Source organism: Rhizobium cerradonense, from assembly GCF_030182455.1.
GTDB lineage: Bacteria > Pseudomonadota > Alphaproteobacteria > Rhizobiales > Rhizobiaceae > Rhizobium.
Genome location: NZ_JAQJCK010000002.1, coordinates 14,768 through 30,762 on the forward strand (window position 1 = coordinate 14,768; position 15,995 = coordinate 30,762).

Below are 15,995 nucleotides of genomic sequence, written 5' to 3' on the forward strand. Positions count from 1 at the left end.
GTAGAAAACGATGCTGCTGATTTACTGCCCCTATTGCGAGGAAGAGCGTTCGGAACTGGAATTCCGCAACGCGGGCGACGCGCATATCGTGAGGCCGGAAAATATCGCCGGAATTTCCGATGAGGAATTCGAGGAATATTTCTTCCTGCGTGACAATCCGAAGGGCCTGATCTTCGAGCGCTGGCGGCATATGCATGGCTGCGGCCGCTTCTTCAACGCTGCGCGCGATACGGTGAGCGACCGCTTCTACCGGACCTACAAGGCCGGCGAGCCGAAGCCGGATATTTCGACGCTGCTGCCCGCGGCCCCCGAGCCGGTCCATGAGCCGGTGGCGCAAGACAACAACGTGCAAGAACAACGTGCACAAGAACAAGCACACCAAGAAGAGGGATTTGCGAAATGAGCGGCGCCAATCGTATTGCAGGCAAGGGCCGCCTGACGCCGGCCAGAACCGCCCGCTTCACCTTTGATGGCAAGAGTTATACGGCACTCGAAGGCGACACCGTCGCCTCGGCGCTGCTTGCCAACGGTATTCATCTCGTCGGCCGCTCGTTCAAATATCATCGCCCGCGCGGCATCCTGTCGGCCGGCGCGGAAGAGCCCAACGCGTTGCTCGACATCTCCCGCGATTCGGCCCGCCGCCAGCCCAATGTGCGCGCCAGCGTGCAGGAGGTCTTCGATGGCATGAAGGCGGAGTCGCAGAATCGTTGGCCGTCTCTCGCCTTCGATGTCGGCGGCGTCAACAATCTCATGTCGCCCTTCTTCGCCGCCGGCTTCTACTACAAGACCTTCATGTGGCCGAAGGCGGCCTGGAAGAATATTTACGAACCCTTCATTCGCCGCGCCGCCGGTCTCGGCGTCGCGCCGACTGAGGAGGATCCGGATCACTATGCCAGCCGTTATGCCCATTGCGACGTGCTGGTGGTCGGCGCCGGCATTGCCGGTCTTTCCGCCGCACTGGCGGCCGCAGAAACCGGCGCCAAGGTCATTCTCTGCGACGAACAGGCGGAAGCGGGCGGCTCGCTGCGTTTCGATGCCAGCGTCAAGATCGACGGTGTTGAGGGCTATGTCTGGGCACAGGATGTCGTCGCCAAGCTCAAGTCGATGGACAATGTGGAAGTGCTGACCCGCACGACGGCTTTCGGCTATTACAACCACAATTTCATCGGCCTTGCCGAACGCGTCACCGATCATCTCGCAAAGCCGGGCCGTCATCTGCCGCGCGAGCGTCTGTGGCAGGTCCGCGCCAAGCGCGTCATCATGGCGACGGGCGCGATCGAGCGGCATATGGTGTTCCCGAACAACGACCGCCCGGGCATCATGCTGGCATCCGCGGCGCGCACTTATCTCAACCATTACGGTGTTGCCGTCGGCGCCAAGGTTGGCGTTTATACGGCGCATGACTCGGCTTACGAGGCTGCCTTCGACCTGAAGCGCGCCGGCGTCTCCGTCGCGGCGATCATCGACAGCCGCGCACGGCCCGGCGAGGCCGTGCTTGCCGAGGCGAAGCGGCTCGGGATTGAGGTGCTGAGCGACTATGCCGTCATCGATACCGCCGGCAAGCTGCGCATTTCCTCCATGACCGTGGCGCGCAATGGCAGCCGCGGTGCCCGCAAGATTGCTATCGATGCGCTGCTGGTTTCGGCCGGCTGGACGCCTTCTGTGCATCTATTCTCGCAGTCGCGCGGCAAGCTGAAATTCGATGCCGAGAAGCAGCGCTTCCTGCCGGGCACCTATGTGCAGGATTGTCTCTCCGTCGGTGCCTGCAACGGCACGGACGGGCTGCAGGCGGCGATTGAGGAATCGCTTGCCGCCGGTGAATTGATGGCGCGAGCTGCGGGCGCAGGTGGCGCGGGCGGCAAGATCCTGCTGCAGGCCGAACAGGCCTTCGAATGGACGGGCGGCATGATCGGCGCAGCCGAGGGTGCCGGGCCTAATACCAATGCCAAGGCTTTCGTCGACTTCCAGCACGATGTCTGCGCGAAGGATATCCGCCTCGCCGTGCGCGAAGGCATGCATTCGATCGAGCATATCAAGCGGTTCACCACCAACGGCATGGCGTCCGACCAGGGCAAGCTCTCCAATATGCATGGCCTGGCGATCGCCGCGGAAATGCTTGGCAAGGATATTCCGAAGGTCGGTCTTACCACCTTCCGCGCGCCCTATACGCCGGTGACCTATGGCACGCTGATCAGCCATTCGCGCGGGTCGCTCTTCGATCCCGCGCGCAAGACGCCGATGCATGCCTGGGAAGAGGCGCATGGCGCCATCTTCGAAGATGTCGGCAACTGGAAGCGCGCCTGGTTCTATCCGCGACCCGGCGAGACGATGCATCAGGCTGTCAACCGCGAATGCCAAACGGCACGCGAAGTGGCTGGTGTGTTCGACGCCTCGACGCTCGGCAAGATCGAAGTGGTCGGGCCGGATGCGGCGCAGTTCCTGAACCTGCTCTACACCAACGCCTGGGACACGCTGAAGCCCGGTCGCTGCCGTTACGGCATCATGACCCGCGAGGACGGCTTTGTTTATGACGACGGCGTCGTCGGGCGCTTGGCCGAAGATCGCTTCCATGTGACGACCACAACCGGCGGTGCGCCGCGCGTGCTGCACCACATGGAAGATTATCTGCAAACCGAATTCCCGCATCTGAAGGTTTGGCTGACGTCGACTACGGAACAGTGGGCCGTCATCGCCGTGCAAGGGCCGAAGGCGCGCGAGATCATCGAGCCGCTCGTCGAGGGGCAGGATCTGTCCAATGAAGCCTTCCCGCATATGAGCGTGGCCGAGTGCAAGGTCTGCGGTGTACCGGCGCGGCTGTTCCGCGTCTCCTTCACCGGTGAGGCGGGCTACGAAATCAACGTGCCGGCGGACTACGGGCAGTCGGTTTTGGAAGCCGTCTGGGCGCGGGCCGAGCCGTTGGGCGCTTGCGCGTACGGCACCGAGACCATGCACGTTCTTCGCGCCGAGAAGGGCTATATCATCGTCGGCCAGGATACCGACGGTACGGTGACGCCCGATGACGCCGGACTTTCCTGGGCCGTGTCCAAGAAGAAGACCGATTTCGTCGGTATTCGTGGCCTGAAGCGGCCGGACCTTGTCAAGGAAGGGCGCAAGCAGCTCGTCGGTCTCGTCACCCGCGACCCGAAGGTGGTGCTGGAAGAAGGCGCGCAGATCGTCGCCGATCCGAATGAGCCGAAGCCGATGACCATGCTCGGCCATGTCACCTCTTCCTATTGGTCCGAAAATCTCGGCCGCTCGATTGCCTTCGCACTTGTTGCCGGTGGCCGCGAGCGCATGGGCAAGACGCTCTATGTGCCGATGCCGGACAAGACGATTGCCGTCGAGGTGACGGATCTGGTGTTCTTTGACAAGGAAGGAGGCCGGATCAATGGCTGATCTCGCTGTTCGCAAATTGCCGCTCGCCGGCCGCCACGGTGGCTCGGCCACTGTTCGCCTGACACCCGCAGCACCTGCAAGCCGCATTGCGCTGCGGGCACCGGCCGACTCTCTTGGCGGTCTTTCGCAGGCGCTCGGCCTGCAACTGCCTACCCGGCCGAAGACATCTGCCAGTGCAAATGGGCGTCATGCTCTGTGGATCGGCCCGGACGAATGGCTCGTTATCGACGAGAATGGCGCCGAGCTGGTCGGCATTGCCGCTTCCGCCGGCGTTGTGCATTCGGCCGCCGATGTCTCCCATCGAAACACGGCGATCATCGCTTCCGGCCCCGGCGCGGAAGCGACTCTCGCCGGCGGTTGCCCGCAGGACCTGTCGCTGCAGGCTTTTCCTGTCGGGGCCTGCTCGCGCACGCTGTTGGGTAAGGTGGAAGTCGTGCTGCTGCGCCTCGATGACGAGACATTCCGCGTCGAAGTCTGGCGCTCCTTTTCCGAGTATGCTTTCGGACTGTTGGCCGAGGCGGCTGAGGATGCGCAAAATACGTTTTCTCCTCGCTGACACGGCGCCTAATAGGGGAGGGGCGGGAAGCAGTTCTTTGCTGTAACGCCCCTTCATCCCGCGCGATGCGCGACCTTCTCGCCGCTGAGGCGAAGGTGGAAAAGCGGCCCTAAGCCCCTTCCGGCCGATCCTTTGGATCGAACTGCGATATAGTCGTCCATGTTGCGGTCAGCGCCGGCTTACGCTCGTTTTCGATTTCCACGGTCACATCATAAGTGAGCATCAGCATACTTGCACCGCGCAGCCGAGTTTCGGCGAGCTTGAAGTGGCCGCGCACGCGCGCCCCGCATTTGACCGGCGACATGAAGCGGATCTGCTCGAAGCCGTAGTTGATGCCCATCGTCTGCTCGCGGATCTTCGGCAGGCCGCTGTAGTTCATCGCCGAAAGCAGCGACAGCGTCAGGAAGCCGTGTGCGATGGTGCCGCCATAGGGCGTTTCCGCTTTGGCGCGCTCGGGATCGACATGGATGAACTGATGGTCGAGCGTCGCGTCGGCGAAAGTGTCGATCATCGTCTGGTCGACCGTGATCCAGTCGGAAATGCCGATCTCGGTTCCTACCAGCTTCATGATCTCAACAAGCGAAATATCGCCGGGCATTCCATCCTCGTCAGGTTTTGCTGCTTTCTGCGATCTTTCTGGCGATTAAAACCGGAAAGTCAACGGGCTCAGTTTTCGAGGAGGAAGCTGACCGAGCGCGCCGGCACGATGGTCTCGCCTTGAACCGGCGTTGCTCCCTCAGGCTTCAGCAGCGACCAGCCGGCCCCGCTCGAGGCCGGCAGCTTGACGTGTTGTTCCTCGTTCGCGCGGTTCAGCAACACGGCGAGACGGGTCTTCTTGCCACTATCACGATCCTCAGTCCCGATCGCCATGCCGAGCACGCGGGCAACCGGCGTCTCCCAATCAGGCACCGTCATGGCCGTGCCGTTGGCGGAGAACCAGAGGACATCGCCTTTGCCGTTGAAAAATTCCATCTCGCTGAAGGCTGTAAATCGACGGCGGAGACTGGCGAGCCAGGCGGTATGGCCAATCAACTCCTCGTCTGGCGTCGTCCAGTCCATCCAGGTGATATCGTTGTCCTGGCAATAGGCATTGTTGTTGCCCCGCTGGGTGCGCCCACATTCGTCGCCGGCGGTCAGCATGATCGTGCCGCGTGTGGCGAAAAGCGTAGAGAGCAGGGCTTCGATGTCGGTGCGGCGTTTGCGAAGGATCACTGGATCATCCGTCTTGCCCTCGACGCCATTGTTCCAGGAGAAATTTTCGTTATGGCCATCGCGATTGTTCTCGCCGTTCGCCTCATTGTGCTTGTGCGCATAGGAGACGATGTCCATGAGCGTGAAGCCATCATGGGCGGCGAGGAAGTTGACGCTGCGGGTCTGGGTGCGGCCGTCGCGGCCGAAGAAGGAAGACGAGCCGGCGAGGATGGTGGCGATGTCCCCGATCTTGTTGTCGTCGCCGCGCCAGAAGCAACGCAGATCGTCACGGGCGCGATCGTTCCATTCGAGAAAGGGAGCCGGAAAATTGCCGAGCTGGTAGCCACCGGGACCGATGTCCCAGGGTTCGGCAATCATGATCCGGTCCTGAAGCACGTCATCGGCGAAGAGGGACCGCAGCGTCAGGCTTTCGGGATCGAAGCCCTTGGCGGTACGGCCGAGGACGGTGGCAAGGTCGAAACGGAAGCCGTCGACGCCAGCGTGGAGCACGAAATGGCGCAGGCTGTCGATGATGAGCTGGCGCGTCGCCGGCTGATCGCAGGCCACCGTATTGCCGGTGCCGGTGTCGTTGATCAGCACACCGGGCTGGTTCGGGTCATGGTGGAAATAGGTGGGATTGTCGAGGCCACGCAATGACAGCGTCGAGCCTTGGCGATCGCTCTCGCCGGTGTGATTGAAAACGAGATCAAGGATGACAGCGATGCCCTCGGCGTGCAGTGCCGCCACCGTCCCGCGCAATTCCACGACGCCACCGGGTACGATACGGGGGTCGAGCGCCATGAAGGCGACGGGATTATAGCCCCAGCCATTGCCGAGGCCGAGCGGCGGCAGATGCCGTTCATCGATCCATGCGGTGATCGGCATCAACTCGACGGCATCGACATGCAGTCGCTTGAGATGGGCGATAACCGCGGGATGGGCGAGGGCGGCCAGCGTGCCGCGCTTCTCCGCCGGCACGCCCGGATGCAGCATGGTGAAAGGCTTGACGGCGATTTCGTAGATCAGGCCGCCCGGCTTGAACAACGGCTTGGCCGGCTTGACCACTATATCGCGGGAGACGATCGCCCTCGGTATCAGATCCTGCGTATCCTCGCCGAACGTGCCGAGGCGAGGATCGTAGCGGAAGGGCCGGTCGATTTCCTTGGCATAGGGATCGACAAGCAGCTTCGACGGATCGAACCACAGACCCTGGTTCGGGTCGTATGTACCATGGGCGCGGAAACCGTAGCGCGTGCCTTCCTTGATGCCATCGACTGCCAGACGATGCTCCTCGCCTTCGCGCTTCATCGGCAGACGCGCAATCTCTTCTCCGCCCTCGGCATCGAACAGGCAAAGCTCGATCTTCTCGGCATGTTTGGACGCGACGGCAAATTCGACACCCGAGTTGGTGAGGATCGCGCCAAGGCTGCGGATTGTCGGCTCGGACATGTCTTCGCGGGCTTTCCGGATGGCTAGAGGTGGTCCTCTCTCCCCGCATGCGGGAGAAGGCTAGGGTGAGGGGGGCGGAGCGTCCGGCAAACTGCGCAGTCGCGGTGAATTTTGAGAAGGCCCCTCATCCGACCAGTCGCCGCTTCACTACGTTCGGCGGCGTCTGGCCACCTTCTCCCCGCAATGCGGGGAGAAGGGCTTAGATCGTAGGGATCAGGTAATCACCGTCGGTGCATCGCGGCCGGTGCGGCCCTTGATATCGGCGATATCCTGAGCGGCGGCGATGAGGTCGGCAAGCGCTTCCTGCGTCTCGATGTTGTGGCGAGTCGGATCGGGCTCGTAGCGCTCGATGTAGACGCGCAGCGTCGCACCCGTCGTGCCGGTGCCCGAAAGGCGGAAGACGACGCGGGAGCCGCCCTCGAACAGGATGCGGATGCCCTGGTGCTGGCTGACCGACTTGTCGATCGGATCGTGATAGGCAAAGTCGTCGGCGGCGGAAACGGTGAGATCGCCAAACTGCGTGCCCGGCAGGGTCGGCAGCTTTTCGCGCAAGGCGTCGATCAGGCCATTGGCGGCATCGGTATCGACGCCTTCGTAGTCATGCCGCGAATAATAGTTGCGGCCATAGGTCGCCCAATGCTGGGTGACGATATCGATGACGCTTTCGCCGCGCACCGCAAGAATGTTGAGCCAGAGCAGCACGGCCCAGAGGCCGTCCTTTTCGCGGACATGGTTGGAACCGGTGCCGGAGCTTTCCTCGCCGCAGATCGTCGCCATGCCGGCGTCAAGCAGATTGCCGAAGAATTTCCAGCCGGTCGGGGTCTCGTAGATACCGATGCCGCGCTTTTCCGCGACGCGGTCGGCGGCGCCGCTTGTCGGCATGGAGCGGGCGATACCGGCGATGCCATGCGAATAGCCTGGCGCCAGATTGGCATTGGCGGCGAGGATCGCGAGGCTGTCCGACGGCGTGACATAGATGCCCTTGCCGATAATCAGGTTGCGGTCGCCGTCGCCGTCGGATGCCGCGCCGAAATCGGGCGCATCATCGCCCATCATCTCGTCATAGAGCTCTTTGCAATAGACGAGATTCGGATCGGGGTGATGGCCGCCGAAATCCGGCAGCGGCAGGAAATTGCGGACCGAGCCGCCCGGTGCGCCGAGGCGGATTTCGAAGATTTCCTTGGCATAGGGGCCGGTCACCGCGCTCATTGCGTCGAAGCAGAGGCGGAAGCCGAGGCTGATGAGGTTGCGGATGGCGCCGAAATCGAACAGCTCTTCCATCAAAGCAGCATAGTCTTCGACCGGGTCGATGACCGAGACGATCATCCCGCCAACGTCTTCACGGCCGATGCGGTCGAGATTGATGTCGGCGAAATCGGCGATCTTATAGCTTTCGATGATCTTGGTGCGCTCATAGATCGCATCGGTGATCTTTTCCGGCGCCGGGCCGCCATTGCCAATATTGTACTTGATGCCGAAATCCTCGGTCGGGCCGCCGGGATTGTGGCTCGCCGACAGCACGATGCCGCCGAACGCCTTGTATTTGCGGATGATGTTTGAGGCGGCGGGCGTGGAGAGAATGCCGCCCTTGCCGACCATCACCTTGCCGAAGCCATTGGCGGCGGCCATCTTGATGGCCTTCTGGATGACTTCGCGATTGTAGTAGCGGCCGTCGCCGCCGATGACCAGGCATTTGCCCTGGTAGCCTTCCAGCGAATCGAAAATCGACTGGATGAAGTTCTCAGCGTAATTCGGCTGCTGGAATACGGGAACTTTCTTCCGGAGGCCTGACGTGCCAGGCTTCTGATCCGCATAGGGTTTGGTGGGAATGGTTTTAATCATCTGATTAAGCGCCTCTCGAGACAAGGCTGGAGTAGAGGGCTGCATAGCGTTCTGCGCTCTTGCCCCAGGATACGTCGGATTTCATGCCCTGCTTTTGCATCTGCGTCCAGACCTTTCGATCCTGGAAAAGGTGCATGGCGCGGCGTACGGCTTGCAGCAGCCCATCGGCAGTGATGGGCGAAAACTGAATGCCGGTCGCGACTTTTGCCTGCAGCGCGGCGTGGTTGGCATCTATGATGGTGTCGTTGAGGCCACCCGTACGCGCAACGATCGGCAGGCAGCCATAGCGTAAGCCATAAAGCTGCGTGAGGCCACAGGGTTCGAAGCGGGACGGAATGATGATGGCGTCGCAGCCGGCCTGCATCAGATGCGACATCGGTTCATTATAGCCGGCGGAAACGCCGACGCGGCCGCGATGACGGCCGGCGGCGGCGAAAAGTGCGCCTTCGAGGGCGGCATCGCCGGCGCCGAGGATGGCGAGCTTGCCGCCCATCCGGACGATATCGCTGGAAATGCGGGCAAGCAGATCCATGCCCTTCTGCCAGGTCAGACGGCTGACGACGCAGAAAATCGGGCCGTCATCATCGTCCAGACCAAAATGCTCGACCACGAGCTTGCGGTTCGCGGCGCGGTCTTTCAGCGTCGTGGCGCCATAGGTCTGCGCGATCATCGGATCGGTTTCCGGGTTCCAGATACCGTCGTCGATGCCATTCACAATTCCGTGCAGGCTATTTGCCCGGCTGGCGATGACGCCTTCCAGGCCCATGCCGAATTCCGGCGTCAGGATTTCCTCCGCATAGGAAGGGCTGACGGTGGTCAGTGCAAGAGCGGTCTGAAGGCCGCCCTTCAGGAAGCCGACGTCGCCGTAATACTCGACACCTTCGATCGAAAAGGCATGCGCAGGCAGGCGCAGGCCGGGGAAGATGTCGGCGCCGAACTGGCCTTGAAAGGCGATGTTGTGGACGGTGAGGACGCTCGGCAGTTCCGGTGTCGGATAGTAACGCATGTAGACGGGCACCATGGCCGACTGCCAGTCATGGACATGCACCAAGTCCGGCCGCCAGCCGGGCAGCAGACCGGCGGCGATTTCCGCGCCGGCGAGCGACAGGGCAGCGAAACGCTGCCAGTTGTCGGGATAATCCTTGCCGGCAGCGTCGACATAGGGGCCGCCGGTGCGGTTATAGTAGGCCGGTGCGTCGAGGACGAGGAGGGAAATTCCGTCATGCTCGGCTTCGAAGACCGTCGCTTTTTCACCGAGCAGGTCGGAAAACTCGAGACGGGCCACCGGATTGCGAATGGCCTTCATAACGGCGGGATAGCCCGGGATCAGGGTCTTCGTTTCGACGCCGTAGGGCTTGAGAGCGATAGGCAGGGCGCCGGCCACATCGGCCAGGCCCCCTGTCTTGATCAAAGGGAAGACTTCGGACGAAACCGAAAGAACTTTCATATGTCAGATATCCAGCTTGTCGATCATCGTCTGGGTGATCAGGCAGATACCACTTTCCGTGCGGCGGAAGCGTTTGCCGTCCAGTTCCGGATCTTCGCCGACCACCAGGCCTTCCGGAATGGTGACGCCATGGTCGATGACGACATTCTTTAGCTGGGCGCGACGGCCGATCTTGACGCTCGGCAGCACGACGGCCCCTTCCAGCTTGGAATAGGAGTTGGCGCGCACGCCGGTAAACAGCAGGCTGTTCGACAGGCTTGCGCCGGAGATGATGCAGTCGCCGGCAACGACGGAGGAGACGGCCGAACCGCGGCGGTCCTCGTCGTCATGGACGAACTTGGCCGGCGGGGTGATTTCGGCATAGGTCCAGATCGGCCAGGACTTGTCGTAGATGTCGAGTTCCGGCACCACGGCGGTGAGGTCGATATTGGCCTGCCAGTAGGCGTCGACCGTACCGACATCGCGCCAATAGGCTTCGCGCTCGAAATCGGAGCGCACGCAGGACTGCGTGAAGCGATGGGCGACGGCTTTGCCGTTCTTGACGATGTAGGGGATGATATCCTTGCCGAAGTCGCGGCTGGAATTCGGATCGGCAGCATCGCGGCGCAGGCACTCGATCAGGAACTTCGTGTGGAAGACGTAGATGCCCATCGACGCCAGCGCGAAATCGGGATTGCCGGGAATGCCCGGCGGGTCCGCCGGCTTCTCGACGAAGTCGATGATCCGGTCCTTCTCGTCGACATGCATGACGCCGAAGCCGACGGCATCCATGCGCGGCACTTCGAGGCAGCCGATGGTGACATCGGCGCCGGAATCGACGTGCTGCTGCAGCATCCACTCATAGTCCATCTTGTAAATATGGTCGCCGGCGAGGATGACCATGTATTCCGGACCATAGGGCTCGATGATGTCGATGTTCTGATAGACAGCGTCGGCCGTGCCTTCGTACCACTGCGTTTCGGAAACGCGCTGGCTGGCCGGCAGGATGTCGAAGCTTTCGTTACGCTCTGGACGCAGGAAGTTCCAGCCGCGCTGCAGGTGGCGAATAAGGGAGTGCGCCTTGTATTGGGTGGCGACGCCGATGCGGCGGATACCGGAGTTCAGCGCGTTGGATAGCGCGAAATCAATGATACGAGCCTTGCCGCCGAAGTAGACGGCAGGTTTGGCACGGCGGTCGGTTAGCTCTTTCAGGCGGCTGCCCCGGCCACCGGCAAGAACGTAGGCCATGGCGTCGCGGGCCAGTGGCTGGATACGTTTTTCTACCATTTCAGTCCTCCCTGTCTGTGATGATTTCAAGATTCCGGTTCAAGCATGATCGTCGCCAGGGGAGGTAGCGTTATCGTCGCTTGTATGCCTCCGCCCGCACTGACGGCCTGCACGCGCCCGCCATTGCCCTTGCCGCTGCCGCCGTAAATATCGGCATCGGTGTTCAATATTTCGCGCCACCGCCCCTCAGCCGGCAGGCGCAAAGTGTAATTCTCGCGGTAGACCGGCGTGAAATTGGTGATGACCGCGACCGGCTTTTCGCCCGGCGCCTTGCGCAGCCAGGCAAAGACCGAATTCTCAAAGTCATCGACGATCAACCACTCGAAACCTTCGCCCTCGCAGTCCCGGGCATGCAGTGCTGCTTTGCTGCGATAGGTGAAGTTGAGATCACGCACCAGGCGTCGCATGCCTTCATGCATGCGGTACTGCAGAAGATTCCAATCCAGCGCACGGGCTTCGCTCCACTCGCTCCATTGCGCGAATTCCTGGCCCATGAACAACAGCTTCTTGCCCGGATAGCCCCACATGAAAGCGTAATAGGCGCGCAGGTTGGCAAATTTCTGCCAGTCGTCGCCTGCCATCTTGGCAATCAGCGACCCCTTTCCGTGTACCACTTCGTCATGGGAGAGCGGCAGAACGAAATTTTCCGAGAAAGCATAGATCAGGCCGAAGGTCAGTTCGTTGTGGTGATATCTGCGATGCACGGGCTCGCGGGCGAGATAGCTCAGCGTGTCGTGCATGAAGCCCATATTCCACTTGAAGCCGAAGCCGAGGCCGCCTTCGTGGACCGGCTGCGAGACTTTCGGCCAGGAGGTCGATTCCTCCGCGATGGTCATCACGCCCGGGTGCGAACCATAAAGCCTGGTGTTCATCGATTGCAGGAAGCGAACCGCTTCCAGGTTCTCGTTGCCGCCATATTCGTTGGGGATCCATTCGCCGTGCTTGCGGGAATAGTCGAGGTAGAGCATCGAGGCGACGGCATCGACGCGCACGCCGTCGAGATGAAATTTCTCGGCCCAATAGAGCGCGTTGTTCTGCAGGTAGGCGAGAACTTCGGTGCGACCGAAATTGTAGATCGCCGTGTTCCAGTCGGGATGGAAGCCCTTGCGCGGATCTTCATGCTCGTAGAGCGCGGTACCGTCGAACCAGCCGAGGCCGTGTTCGTCGGTCGGGAAGTGCGCCGGCACCCAATCGAGGATGACGCCGATGCCGACCTTGTGGCAGCCGTTGACAAAGCGCGCCAGGCCTTCCGGTTCGCCAAAGCGGGCCGTCGGCGCATAGAGGCCGGTGGTCTGATAGCCCCAGGACGGATCGTAAGGATGTTCGGTGATCGGCAGGAATTCGATATGGGTGAAGCCCATGTCGACGCAATAGGGAATGAGGCGCGAGGCAAGCTCGTCCCAGGAGAGCATGGAACCATCGTCGCGGCGCTGCCACGAGGCGGCATGCACCTCGTAGATCGAGATCGGCTGGCGGCGCTTATCGACACTGGCCCAATGTTCGAGATGGGCCTCGTCTTCCCAGACCTGCGTCATTTCGGTGGCGGTGACCGAAGCGGTCTTCGGCCGGAGTTCGCTGCGACGGGCGAAGGGATCGGCCTTCAACGGCAGGAGCACGCCGTCATGGCCGCGGATTTCGAACTTGTAGGCGACGCCGGCTGGAACGTCCGGCGCGAAGATTTCCCAGATGCCGGAGTCCGAGCGAAAGCGCATGACATGCCGGCGGCCGTCCCAATTGTTGAAGTCGCCGACCACCGAAACGCGCTGCGCATTCGGCGCCCAGACGGCGAAGTGAAAGCCCTGTACGCCTTCGTGCTTCAAGAGGTGAGCGCCCATCTTGTCGAACAGGCGCAGATGGGTACCTTCCCGGACGAAATAATCGTCCATCGGACCGAGGACCGGGCCGAAGCTGTAAGGATCGGTCACCGCCCATTCGGAATCGCCGCGCCGGGCGCGATAGCGCACCGGCTGCTGCTTGGTGACCGTGATATTACCGGAAAAGAACCCGGCTGGATCGAGACGATCCAGCTCGCCGATGACGGAGCCGTCCAACGCCGTGGCGGTGACGGCTTCTGCGCCGAGAATGAAGCAACGGGCGATGAACCCATTATCCGTCCGATGTACGCCGAGGACGGCGAATGGATCGGAATGTGTGCCTGCGAGAATTGCAGCAATCTCGTCTGCCGAAATGTCCCTCAAGGCGGTGCCGTCAGCGGGTCTTTTCGGCTTTTTCATCCGGCTCTCCAGATTTCCTTGGCGTATTGGCGGATCGTGCGATCGGAGGAGAACCAGCCCATCCGAGCGGTGTTGTTGATCGTCTTCGCGTACCACTCGGAGGGATTGGCCCAGAGGGTGTCGACCTGGCGCTGAGCGGCGGCGTAGGCGTCGAAATCGGCCGCGACCATGAACCAGTCATGGGCGTAGATGCCGTCGATCAGGCCGGCATAACGGCTGCGGTCGTCCGGGGAGAAGACACCAGACGCGATGGCCGAAAGGGCCTGCGCCAATTCGCGCGAACGTTCGATGACGGCGCGGGGATCGTGGCCGTCGCTGCGCAGATTGGCGACCTCGTCGGCTTTCAGGCCGAAGATCACGATATTGTCCTCACCGACATTGTCGCGCATTTCGACATTGGCGCCGTCCAGCGTGCCGATGGTCAGGGCGCCGTTGAGGCCGAACTTCATATTGCCGGTGCCGGATGCCTCCATGCCGGCGGTCGAAATCTGCTCGGAAAGGTCCGCAGCAGGAACCATAACCTCGGCGAGCGAAACGTTGTAGTTCGGCACGAAGACGACCTTCAGCAGGCCACGCACCGAAGGGTCGTGGTTGATGACGCGGGCGACATCGTTGATCAGCTTGATGATCAGCTTGGCGTTGTGATAGCTCGGCGCTGCCTTGCCGGCGAACAGCTTTACGCGCGGCTGCCAGTCCAGTTCCGGATGCGAGCGGATCTGATCATAAAGCGCGATGGCTTCGATGATGTTCAGAAGCTGGCGCTTGTATTCATGGATGCGCTTGATCTGGATGTCGAACATCGCATTGGGATCGAGCTTGATACCCATGCGGCTGGCGACGAGATTGGAAAGCTGCACCTTGTTGGCCCGTTTGACGGCGGCGAACTTCTCCTGGAAGGCGCTGTCGCGGGCGAATTGGTCGAGCGGCTTCAGCTTTTCCGCATCGTCGAGGAACGCGTCGCCGATGGTTTCGCGCACGAGGTTGGTCAGGCCCGGATTGCATTGCATCAGCCAGCGGCGTGGCGTGATGCCGTTGGTCTTGTTGTTGATGCGATCCGGGTAAAGCTTGTGGAGATCAGAGAAGACCGTGACCTTCATCAGATCTGTGTGAAGCGCCGAGACGCCATTGATCGAGTGCGAGCCGACGAAAGCGAGATTGCCCATGCGCAGGCGGCGGTCGCCATTTTCATCGATCAGCGAGATCGAGCGGATTTCTGCGTCGCTGAAATTGCGTGCCTTGCGGGCTTCGACCAGGATCTTGGCATTGATCGCATAGACGATCTGCATGTGGCGGGGCAGCAGCCGTTCGAACAGCGGCACCGGCCAGCTTTCCAGCGCTTCCGGAAGAAGCGTGTGGTTGGTGTAGCCGAAGGTGTTGCGGGTGATATCCCAGGCGGCGTCGAACTCCATGCCGTGAACATCGACCAGAAGGCGCATCATTTCGGCGACGGAAACGGCCGGATGGGTGTCGTTCAGTTGGATCGCGACCTTGTCGGCGAGGTTGGTGAGATCGTCATACTGCTGCAGATGGCGGCGCAGGATGTCCTGCAGCGAGGCCGACGAGAAGAAGAATTCCTGGCGCAGACGCAGTTCCTGGCCGGCAGGCGTCGCGTCGGCTGGGTAGAGAACGCGGGTCAGGCTTTCCGCCTTGTTGCTTTCACGCAGCGCGCCGATATGGTCGCCGGCATTGAAGGCGTCGAGCAGGATCGGGTCGATCGGCTGTGCCGACCAGAGGCGCAGCGTGTTGACGCGCTTGGCGCGCCAGCCGACGACGGGCGTATCGAAGGCGGCGGCGATGACGCGTTCGGCCGGCTTCCAGACATAGCGCGGCTGGTCGTCATGGCCGCTGACGAATTCGACGGCGCCGCCGAAACCGATTTCATAGGCGCTTTCCTGACGCTCGAATTCCCATGGATTGCCGTGGGCAAGCCAGGTTTCCGGCAGTTCCACCTGCCAGCCGTCGGCCATCTGCTGGCGGAACAGGCCGTGGACATAACGAATGCCGTAGCCATAGGCCGGCACATCGACGGTCGCCATCGATTCCATGAAGCAGGCGGCGAGACGGCCAAGGCCGCCGTTGCCAAGCGCCGCGTCGGGTTCGAGGCCGGCGATGACGCGGATGTCGACGCCGAGCGAGGAGAGCGCATTGGTGATCTCCTCCATCAGGCCGAGGTTCGACACAGCGTCGCGCATCAGGCGGCCGATGAGGAATTCGAGGGATAGATAGTAGACGCGCTTGGCACCGGTCTCGTACACCTTGCGGGTCGATTCCATCCATTTGTCGATGACACGGTCGCGAATGACAAGGATCGTCGCCGTCAACCAATCGTGCGGCTTGGCCACTTTTGCATCCTTGCCGATGCGATAGGTCAGGCGCTCGATGATTTCTTCCGCAAGGATTTCGGGGTGGGAACTGCGCGGAGCAGGAACGGGGAGATTGGCCTTGGTCAAGTTATTCATACTATCAAGTCTCGCCATTTGTGATTTATATTCAGGGCGTTACGCCTGATAAATCAAATTGCCATCGCCTTTACCTAGCAGTTTATGCACCGATGTAAAGCCGTTGCAACAAGTGAATTCGGCAGATGCGAAAATACCGGGCAAATGCTCTCAAA

10 protein-coding genes are annotated in these 15,995 nt (G+C 61.5%); 3 read left to right on the forward strand and 7 right to left on the reverse strand.

Annotated elements, in window-relative coordinates:
- Positions 1 to 10 precede the first annotated feature (10 nt).
- From PH547_RS04290 to PH547_RS04300, 3 genes are read left to right on the forward strand one after another with little or no spacing between them, the layout of a single operon-like run.
- Positions 11 to 403 (forward strand): sarcosine oxidase subunit delta, encoded by a 393-nt coding sequence (locus PH547_RS04290; protein ID WP_104824288.1) that lies wholly within the window; start codon positions 11 to 13, stop codon positions 401 to 403.
- The gene (locus tag PH547_RS04295) at positions 400 to 3,396 is read left to right on the forward strand and encodes a sarcosine oxidase subunit alpha (RefSeq protein WP_104824287.1); all 2,997 of its coding nucleotides are present in this window, start codon (positions 400 to 402) and stop codon (positions 3,394 to 3,396) included. The genes PH547_RS04290 and PH547_RS04295 overlap by 4 nt, the downstream gene beginning before the upstream one ends.
- Positions 3,389 to 3,952 carry a sarcosine oxidase subunit gamma gene (locus PH547_RS04300; protein ID WP_104824286.1) on the forward strand — a complete coding sequence of 188 codons (564 nt, stop codon included), beginning with the start codon at positions 3,389 to 3,391 and terminating at the stop codon, positions 3,950 to 3,952. The genes PH547_RS04295 and PH547_RS04300 overlap by 8 nt, the downstream gene beginning before the upstream one ends.
- A 109-nt stretch (positions 3,953 to 4,061) precedes the next feature.
- On the opposite strand, the gene PH547_RS04305 is transcribed toward PH547_RS04300, so the two are convergent.
- The 7 genes from PH547_RS04305 to PH547_RS04335 form a co-directional block, all read right to left on the reverse strand.
- The gene (locus PH547_RS04305; RefSeq protein ID WP_260303141.1) at positions 4,062 to 4,550 is read right to left on the reverse strand and encodes a MaoC family dehydratase; all 489 of its coding nucleotides are present in this window, start codon (positions 4,548 to 4,550) and stop codon (positions 4,062 to 4,064) included.
- 68 nt (positions 4,551 to 4,618) lie between these two features.
- The gene (glgX, locus tag PH547_RS04310; RefSeq protein WP_285167582.1) at positions 4,619 to 6,592 is read right to left on the reverse strand and encodes a glycogen debranching protein GlgX; all 1,974 of its coding nucleotides are present in this window, start codon (positions 6,590 to 6,592) and stop codon (positions 4,619 to 4,621) included.
- 213 nt (positions 6,593 to 6,805) lie between these two features.
- Positions 6,806 to 8,434, reverse strand: coding sequence for an alpha-D-glucose phosphate-specific phosphoglucomutase (locus PH547_RS04315; protein WP_104824283.1), 1,629 nt, complete (start codon positions 8,432 to 8,434; stop codon positions 6,806 to 6,808).
- A 4-nt stretch (positions 8,435 to 8,438) separates the two neighbouring features.
- A complete protein-coding gene (gene glgA, locus PH547_RS04320) occupies positions 8,439 to 9,881 on the reverse strand; it encodes a glycogen synthase GlgA (RefSeq protein ID WP_104824282.1) in 1,443 nt (480 codons plus the stop codon).
- A 3-nt stretch (positions 9,882 to 9,884) separates the two neighbouring features.
- On the reverse strand, positions 9,885 to 11,147 hold the full coding sequence (gene glgC / locus PH547_RS04325) for a glucose-1-phosphate adenylyltransferase (protein WP_104824281.1): 1,263 nt from the start codon (positions 11,145 to 11,147) through the stop codon (positions 9,885 to 9,887).
- A 26-nt stretch (positions 11,148 to 11,173) separates the two neighbouring features.
- Complete coding sequence (glgB, locus tag PH547_RS04330; protein ID WP_104824280.1) at positions 11,174 to 13,381, reverse strand: 1,4-alpha-glucan branching protein GlgB; 2,208 nt, start codon at positions 13,379 to 13,381, stop codon at positions 11,174 to 11,176.
- The gene (locus PH547_RS04335; protein ID WP_104824279.1) at positions 13,378 to 15,840 is read right to left on the reverse strand and encodes a glycogen/starch/alpha-glucan phosphorylase; all 2,463 of its coding nucleotides are present in this window, start codon (positions 15,838 to 15,840) and stop codon (positions 13,378 to 13,380) included. The genes glgB and PH547_RS04335 overlap by 4 nt, the downstream gene beginning before the upstream one ends.
- Between the last annotated feature and the right edge of the window lie 155 nt (positions 15,841 to 15,995).